Consider the following 6,339-nt stretch of genomic DNA (forward strand, 5'->3'; position numbering starts at 1 on the left):
TTTGATAAATCATTTTGGAGGGTATTAATCTAATGAAAAATACAGTATTAAACTTACAGGACTTATTCTTAAATAATGCAAGAAAAGAAAGAATACCTGTAACAATATTTTTAATGAATGGAGTTCAAGTTAAGGGGCACGTTAAGGGATTTGATAGCTACATAGTATTATTAGAAGGAGAAAATAAGCAGCAAAATCTTATATATAAGCATGCAGTATCTACTATAATACCAGGAAAACAAATAAACTTTAACAATAATAACAACCAAGGATATAACAATAACAATAATAATAATCAAGGATATAACAATAACAATAATAATAATCAAGGATACAATAAAAATTATCAAGAAAACAAATAATTGAATATAAAATAAAAAAAGACTTGAGAGCGTTTAAAACTCTCAAGTCTTTTTTTATTTGGTTTTATATGTGATAAAGTCACAGAACTATATTCCTGTTTTAAATATAATAAAATTATAAATTATAAAACTATAAAAATTAAAGTTATTACTTTAACAAAATATAATATGTATATTGGTGAATATAAAATAAAAAGGAGATTTTAATATGTCTAAAAAAGTTATAGTAGTAGGTGGAGTTGCAGGTGGGGCATCAACAGCTGCAAGACTTAGAAGATTAGAGGAAAATTTTGAAATAGTTATGTTTGAAAAAGGTGAATATATATCTTTTGCAAACTGTGGACTTCCATACTATATAGGGGAGGTTATAACTGAAAGAGAAAAACTTATAGTTCAAACGGTTGAAGCTATGAGTGACAAATTTAATATGGACATAAGAAATTTAAGCGAAGTAATTAAAATAGATAAAGAAAATAAAAAAGTAACTGTAAAAAATCACAAAACAGGAGAAACATATGATGAAAGTTACGATGTATTGGTTTTATCGCCAGGGGCAAGTCCTATAAAGCCTCCTATAAATGGAATAAAGGATTGTAATAATTTATTTACACTAAGAAATATACCAGATACAGATAAAATAAAAGATTATGTAGATAAAGATAGCACTAAAAAAGCTGTTGTAATAGGTGGAGGATTTATTGGTATAGAAATGGCCGAAAACTTGGTTGAAAGAGGTATAGATGTAACTCTAGTTGAAGCTAGTTCTCAAGTTATGGCTCCTCTTGATGTAGAAATGGTAAGTACTATACATGAACATCTAATAGATAATGGTATTAAATTAATTTTAGATGATGGAGTAAAAGAATTTAAAAATAACGGTAAAACGGTAATATTGAATAGCGGCAAAGAAATAGAAACCGATTTAATAATTTTATCTATAGGAGTTAGACCTGAAACGTCAATAGCTAAAGATGCAGGATTAAAACTAAATGAAAGAGGAGCTATAGTTGTTGATGAATACATGAAAACTTCAGATGAGAATATATATGCATTAGGTGATGCTGTAGAAATTCTAGATTTTGTAAACAAAAAACCTACAATGATACCATTAGCGTGGCCAGCTAACAGACAGGGAAGATTGGTTGCTGACAATATATGTGGGAAAAATATTAAATATAAAGGAACATTAGGATCGTCTGTAGCAAAGATATTTGATTATACAGTAGCTACAACTGGAAATAATGAAAAAATATTAACAAGATTAGGAATAGATTATGAAGTTGTGCATATTCATCCAAACTCAAGTGCAGGATACTATCCAGGGGCATTTCCTATAGCATATAAAATGATATTTGATAAAGAAACAGGTAAAATATATGGAGCACAAGGAGTTGGTATTGAAGGTGTAGAAAAACGTATAGATGTCTTAGCTACTGCAATAAAGGCTAATTTAACTGTATTTGACTTGCAAGATGTAGAACCATGCTATGCACCTCCATATAACTCAGCTAAAGACCCTGTTAATATGTTAGGATATTATGCATCAAATATCATAGAAGGAGATGTAAAAACTATACAGTACCATGAGGTAGATCAAGTTTTAGATAGAGGAGATATAGTTTTAGATGTAAGAGATGAGTTCGAGTTAGCAACAGGTATGATTAAAGGTTCGATTAATATCCCTCTTGGATCATTAAGAAAAAGAATAGATGAAATACCTAAGGATAAAAATATTTATGTTACTTGCCAAGTTGGATTAAGAGGTTATATTGCTTGTAGGATATTAACACAAAGAGGATATAAATGTTTTAATATAGATGGTGGAATGAAGACTTATTCATCTATAAAAAGAGCTAAAAAAGCTATTGAAAATCAAAATGATAATGTTAACTTTAGTGAAAATAGTCAGTTAATAAATGAAGAGGTTGTAGTTATGAATGATAATATAAAAGCAAATATTAAATTAGATGCTTGTGGACTTCAATGTCCAGGGCCGATCAGAAGAGTTTTTGAAGAAGTATCAAAGATGGAAAATGGAGATATAATAGAGGTAAAAGCAAGTGATGTTGCTTTTAGCAAAGATATAAAGGCATGGTGTGAAACAACAGGAAATTCACTATTAAAAGCTGAATTTAATAAAGATAAAAAAGCTTATGTAGCTTATATACAAAAAGGAGAAAATCCTATTAATGCAAAAGCTTCATGTTCTTTAAGTAATCAAGTTGGAAAAGATGGAGCAACAATGGTAGTATTTAGTGGAGATTTGGATAAGGCTATAGCATCATTTATAATAGCTACAGGTGCAGCATCAATGGGTAAAGAAGTTACAATGTTTTTCACATTCTGGGGACTTAATGTATTAAAGAGAAAAGAAAAAGTAAAAGTTCAAAAAGATGCTATGGAAAAAATGTTTGATATGATGTTACCAAGCAATACTAATAAGCTACCTTTATCAAAGATGAACATGGGTGGAATGGGACCCAAAATGATAAATGAAATAATGAAAAAGCATAATGTTGATGATATCGACACATTAATAAATAATGCTATAAATATGGGTGTTAAACTTGTAGCTTGTTCTATGAGTATGGATCTAATGGGAATTAAGAAAGAAGAACTTATAGATGGAGTAGATTTAGGTGGAGTTGCAGCATACTTAGGTGCAGCTGAAGACTCTGGATTAAACTTATTTATATAATTTAATAATAACAAAATTAAAGGGAGTAATTTAAATTACTTCCTTTAATTTTGTTATTTAGAATTTTTAACTTACAAACTATTTATTTAAGTAATATTAAGTAATATAAATTTATATAATTTATTAGATTATATAAAAAGAGAGATGTGGTAAAATGAATTATTTAAGTTACTTAAATATTAAAAATTTCAGAGGTGTAAAAGATTTAGAATTAGAAAATTTACTTACAATAAATATAATTGTTGGAGATAACAATAGTGGGAAAACATCTATTTTAGAAGCAATATCACTATTAGAGAATCCAGATAGTGTAAGAAATATGTTGGTTAATGCAGCTAAAAGAGATAGTAACAATGTATCTAAATTTGAACTCTTTTTAGAAATGTTTCCTAAAGGACAAAATGAAAATAGAAGTATTCACATTGACTCAATTATAAATCAATGCGAACATGAATTTAAAATAGAAGGGAATTTAAGTGATGTAATTGACTTTAATGATATGGAGAGAAATTTTGAAAGTAAGGTTTTTGAAGGAGTTGTAAGTCTTAAACAAAATAACCAACAATTAGTTAACAAAGAAATATATATTCAAGAAAACAAACAATTAAGATTTAGTGGAAGTTATAGAACTATAAAAATGGTATATATAACACCATATGATCACTTTAGGGAGAACTCATTAAATACAACTATAGAAATTATAAAAGATGGGGATAAAGATAAAATTGTTGAATTACTCAGAAAGTTTGATGAAAACATAATAGGATTTGAAGTTTTGCCAAATGAGCAAATGAATACTTCATCAATATATGTAAATCATAAAAAATTTAAGCTTATGCCATTGTCTAGTTTTGGTGATGGAGTAAAAAAAGTAATTACATTAGCATCTGCTATAATTAGTTCAAAGGGTGGAATATTACTAATAGACGAGATAGAGACAGCTATATACAAAGATATGATAAAAGGAGTTTTTGATTGGTTTGTAAAAGCATGTATAGAATATAAAGTTCAACTTATTTGCACTACTCATAGCTTAGAAGTTATTGACTCGATGATTGATGGTATAGAAAATAAAATAGATGAGTTAGCTTGTTTTAGGATAGAGTCTGTAGATACGTATGCATACACAACAAGATTTTCAGGTAGTAAACTAAAAGATATAAGAACTATATTAGGTCAGGATGTGAGATGATGAAAAATATTTTATTTTTCGTAGAAGGCGTTCATGACGCTAACTGTGTAGCTAAGATTTTAGACCTAAATGGATTCAAAGAAATAAGAAGTATAGATAATCTACCTGAAATATGGAAAAGAAAAATTCCTAGAACATATCCTTTTGTGAAAGATAGGATTGAAAGATATGTACCTATACCATCGTATTTTACAAATGAAAAAGTTATAGTTGTAATTATTTGTACGAATGGAGAAGGAAGGCTTATCAAAGAAATTGACTTATATATTAGCAATATGAGCAAATCAGAGTTAAATCAAATAAAAAGTATATGTGCAATTTTCGATGCAGATCAAAAAATAGCTAAAGAAACATTTAATGAAAAGTTTAAAGATAAGAAAAAAGACATGATTATATGTAAAAAAGATTTCTTAGATGAAGAAATTAACATAAAAGGAGAAAAAATTAATTTATACAATTATTTCTTTCCTGATAATGATAGGAAAGGGACTTTAGAAAATTTATTACTAGATGGTGCAGGTGTAGTTTACAAAGATCTTATAGAACAAGTTGACAATTATATTGGAAATATAGATGAAAGACATAAATATAATTGGAGTATTTCTAGTGAAAATAAAGTAAGGGTAGGATGTATAGCTAATGTTTTTCAGCCAGGGAGCGCAAATCAAAGTTCAATAAGACGTGATGACTGGATAAGTGAAGAAAGTATTAAATATAGTGAAGATATTAAGAAGTTTTATGATTTTATTGTGAAAATAATAAATTTTTAAAATATAACAATTTTTTTTATTTATGATTTATTATTTTTATGTGGGGTATATATTAATTGAGAGTAGTTTGATTTATAATTAAATTAAGATCTTTAATGTGTATTATTTTATACATATTTTACTATAATTAAAGAAGTAGACAAAAGAAAAGAGAGGTAACACAAATGGGAAATTGTAATTCATGTCCATCTAAAGGAAATTGTAATAAGCAAGAGACTTGTACAATAGAAAATAATCCTAACAATAAAATAAAAAATATAATAGGAGTAATGAGTGGAAAAGGTGGAGTTGGAAAATCTACTGTAACAGCTCTTATTGCAAAAAAATTAAATAAAATGGGATATAAAGTTGGTATATTAGATGCGGATATAACTGGTCCAAGTATTCCAAGACTTATGGGAGTTCAAGATGAAAGAGCAACTTCACCAAATGGAAAAGATATATATCCTATAGTGACTAAAGACAATATAAAGACAATGTCGATAAACTTTATGGTTGGAGAAGAAAATCAAGCTATAGTATGGAAGGGACCTATAATTAGCAATACAGTAAAACAGTTTTATAAAGATGTAATGTGGGAAGAACTAGATTATTTATTAATAGATATGCCCCCAGGAACAGGAGATGTTCCACTTACAGTAATGCAAAACATACCTTTAAATGGAGTTGTGATGGTTTCAGTTCCTCAAGATATGATATCTATGATAGTGGCAAAAGCTGTAAATATGGCTAAAATGCTTAATATAAAAGTATTAGGTGTTGTTGAAAATATGAGCTATATTCAATGTCCAGATTGTGAAAAAAAAATAAAGCTATTTGACGGAGAAGAAACAGAAGAATTCCTAAAAGAAATGAACTTAAAACTTTTAGGAGAACTTCCAATGACTAAGGAAATTGTTAATATAACTCATAATGGGGTTGATGATATAAGTGACGAGCTAAATAATATACTAACTGGAATAGTAGAAAATATCAAATAGAATATCAATATAAAAAAGCGATCTTGTTTCAAGGTCGTTTTTTTATGTTATTTAAAATTATATTTTAATTTTAGTATTTAGAGCTTTAAAAAATGTATAAAAATGAGATAATTTGTTTTAAAAAAATGAAATATTATAAAAATAAAGAATATTTGCAAAATTGCATTGTTTTTAATATATCAATGTGATACCATTATAAAAAAAGAATGATACATATAAAAATAAAGGGGGCGTAATATGAGTAAATCAGCAGTTAAAGAAAAAAAGAGTTTTTTGATGAAATCTCTAGATGGGATAGAGTACATAGGTAATAAATTACCACATCCAGTTACTTTAT

The 6,339-nt window shown here is 27.5% G+C and carries 4 protein-coding genes and 1 pseudogene; all 5 read left to right on the forward strand.

Going from position 1 to position 6,339, the window contains the following annotated elements; genetic code table 11:
- Positions 1-32 precede the first annotated feature (32 nt).
- Positions 33-299 (forward strand): annotated as a pseudogene (hfq, locus tag ACRDDE_RS07045) (RNA chaperone Hfq); the annotation flags it as partial.
- A gap of 271 nt (positions 300-570) precedes the next feature.
- Positions 571-3,060, forward strand: a complete 2,490-nt coding sequence (gene cdr, locus ACRDDE_RS07050; RefSeq protein WP_438626562.1) for a CoA-disulfide reductase — start codon at positions 571-573, stop codon at positions 3,058-3,060.
- Between the two features lie 154 nt (positions 3,061-3,214).
- Positions 3,215-4,252: an AAA family ATPase gene (locus ACRDDE_RS07055; protein WP_438626564.1), complete on the forward strand. Its 1,038-nt coding sequence runs from the start codon at positions 3,215-3,217 to the stop codon at positions 4,250-4,252.
- The gene (locus tag ACRDDE_RS07060; RefSeq protein ID WP_438626566.1) at positions 4,252-5,022 is read left to right on the forward strand and encodes a DUF3226 domain-containing protein; all 771 of its coding nucleotides are present in this window, start codon (positions 4,252-4,254) and stop codon (positions 5,020-5,022) included. The genes ACRDDE_RS07055 and ACRDDE_RS07060 overlap by 1 nt, the downstream gene beginning before the upstream one ends.
- 164 nt (positions 5,023-5,186) lie before the next feature.
- Positions 5,187-6,002 carry an Mrp/NBP35 family ATP-binding protein gene (locus ACRDDE_RS07065; protein WP_438626568.1) on the forward strand — a complete coding sequence of 272 codons (816 nt, stop codon included), beginning with the start codon at positions 5,187-5,189 and terminating at the stop codon, positions 6,000-6,002.
- The last annotated feature ends 337 nt before the right edge of the window (positions 6,003-6,339 follow it).

This window comes from Paraclostridium sp., assembly GCF_051656405.1.
Lineage (GTDB): Bacteria > Bacillota > Clostridia > Peptostreptococcales > Peptostreptococcaceae > Paraclostridium.